Origin of the sequence: Ruegeria sp. (genome assembly GCF_028066395.1) — a bacterium.
GTDB lineage: Bacteria > Pseudomonadota > Alphaproteobacteria > Rhodobacterales > Rhodobacteraceae > Ruegeria.
Genome location: NZ_JALCBM010000001.1, coordinates 82,740 through 84,480 on the forward strand (window position 1 = coordinate 82,740; position 1,741 = coordinate 84,480).

At 61.6% G+C, this 1,741-nt stretch carries 3 protein-coding genes; all 3 read right to left on the bottom strand.

Annotated features, from left to right (window positions below):
- Positions 1-203 (bottom strand): gamma-glutamyl-gamma-aminobutyrate hydrolase family protein (locus MPJ51_RS00440; RefSeq protein ID WP_298381022.1); only part of this gene is annotated, 203 nt, incomplete at its 3' end.
- Between the two features lie 128 nt (positions 204-331).
- Positions 332-757, bottom strand: coding sequence for a heme-binding protein (locus tag MPJ51_RS00445; protein ID WP_298381023.1), 426 nt, complete (start codon positions 755-757; stop codon positions 332-334).
- 81 nt (positions 758-838) lie between these two features.
- A partial coding sequence (locus MPJ51_RS00450) for a malate synthase G (RefSeq protein ID WP_298381024.1) occupies positions 839-1,741 on the bottom strand: 903 nt, incomplete at its 5' end.

Below are 1,741 nucleotides of genomic sequence, written 5' to 3' on the forward strand. Positions count from 1 at the left end.
CGGCCACCGGTCAGCAGGAACCCGTCACAAACCTCCAGCAACTCCTCGACCGAGACATAACGCGGATCGGCGGGGATCAGCAGCGGCACACAATCCGATACGTTCGACACCGCATCCGAATTCATCGTCCCACCCGCATGGGTGGGGTACTGGTCGTTCATGATGTAGGAATTACCGATAATTCCGACGATTGGTCGTGCCATGCTGAGTTACCCGATCCTCTCCCTTTTCAAGAGCCTATCGGCAGTCACAACCGCGCGCAACGGCACAGGCCCTGCATGGCAGCGCAGGCGCGTGTTCAACCACGCACATTGCGCTTTATCAAAAGAAATCAGATTTCGCCGATCAAACCGGCCGCCTCGATCCCGGCCAAAGCCGCAACCGCATCATTGTCCGAGGTATCGCCGGTTACGCCCACGGCACCGATCACCTCTCCCTTGCGACCACGCAACAGCACGCCACCCGGAACCGGCACAACCTGCCCGCCATAAACCCCGTTCACAGCGGCCATGAAATAGGCCTGCCCCTCGGCCCGCTGCATCTGCGCCGTGCCCGCCATGCCCAACATGACCGAGCCATAGGCCTTGCCATGGGCAATCGCGAACCGACCCGGCGCGGCGCCGTCCTCACGCTCGAACGCAATCACATGACCGCCCGCGTCCAGAACCACTGCTGACAGAGGCTTCAACTCCATCTCGCGCCCCTTTTCCAGAGCTTTCCGAATGATGGTACGCGCCTTGCGCAAGGAAATAGCCATCCTGATCCCCTTCATCTGGCCAAAAATATCCTCGGGGGAGCACGAGGGGGCAGACAGCCCCCTCGTTCCCGCCCGTGCGGTTTACCCGTGACTGGCCTTCAGTTCCAGCCGCCGCGCATGCAGAACCGGCTCGGTATACCCCGACGGCTGCACCCGCCCCCGGAACACCAGATCGCAGGCCGCCTGAAACGCAATGCCGTCAAAGCCCGGCGCCATCGGCTGATAGGCCGTATCCGAGGCATTCTGACGGTCCACCACGGCGGCCATCTTCTGCATCGCCGCCATCACAGGGGCTTCCTCCACCACCCCGTGATGCAGCCAGTTGGCCAGCGCCTGGCTTGAGATACGGCAGGTCGCGCGATCCTCCATCAGGCCGACATCATTGATATCGGGCACTTTGGAACACCCCACCCCTTGATCGACCCAGCGCACCACATAGCCCAGAATACCCTGCGCGTTGTTTTCGACCTCACGAGAAATTTCTTCGTCGCTCAGATTGCGCCCACCCAACAGAGGAATGGTCAGCAGATCATCCAGCGTGCCTCGCGCGCCACCTGCGGCCAGTTCATCCTGACGCGCCAGCACATCGACCTTGTGATAATGCGTCGCGTGCAAGGTCGCGGCGGTCGGTGACGGCACCCAGGCACAGGTCGCGCCTGCCATCGGATGACCGATCTTGGTCTCCAGCATTTCGCCCATCCGGTCCGGCATCGCCCACATGCCCTTGCCGATCTGCGCCCGACCTTTCAGACCGCAGGCCAGACCGATATCCACATTGCGATCCTCATATGAGGCAATCCACGGCGTGTTCTTGATGTCGCCCTTTGGCAGCATCGGCCCGGCCTCCATCGCGGTGTGAATCTCATCCCCGGTGCGATCCAGAAAGCCGGTATTGATGAAGGCCACCCGCGATTTTGCGGCGCGGATACATTCCTTGAGGTTGGCCGAGGTGCGGCGTTCCTCATCCATGATGCCCAGTTTCAC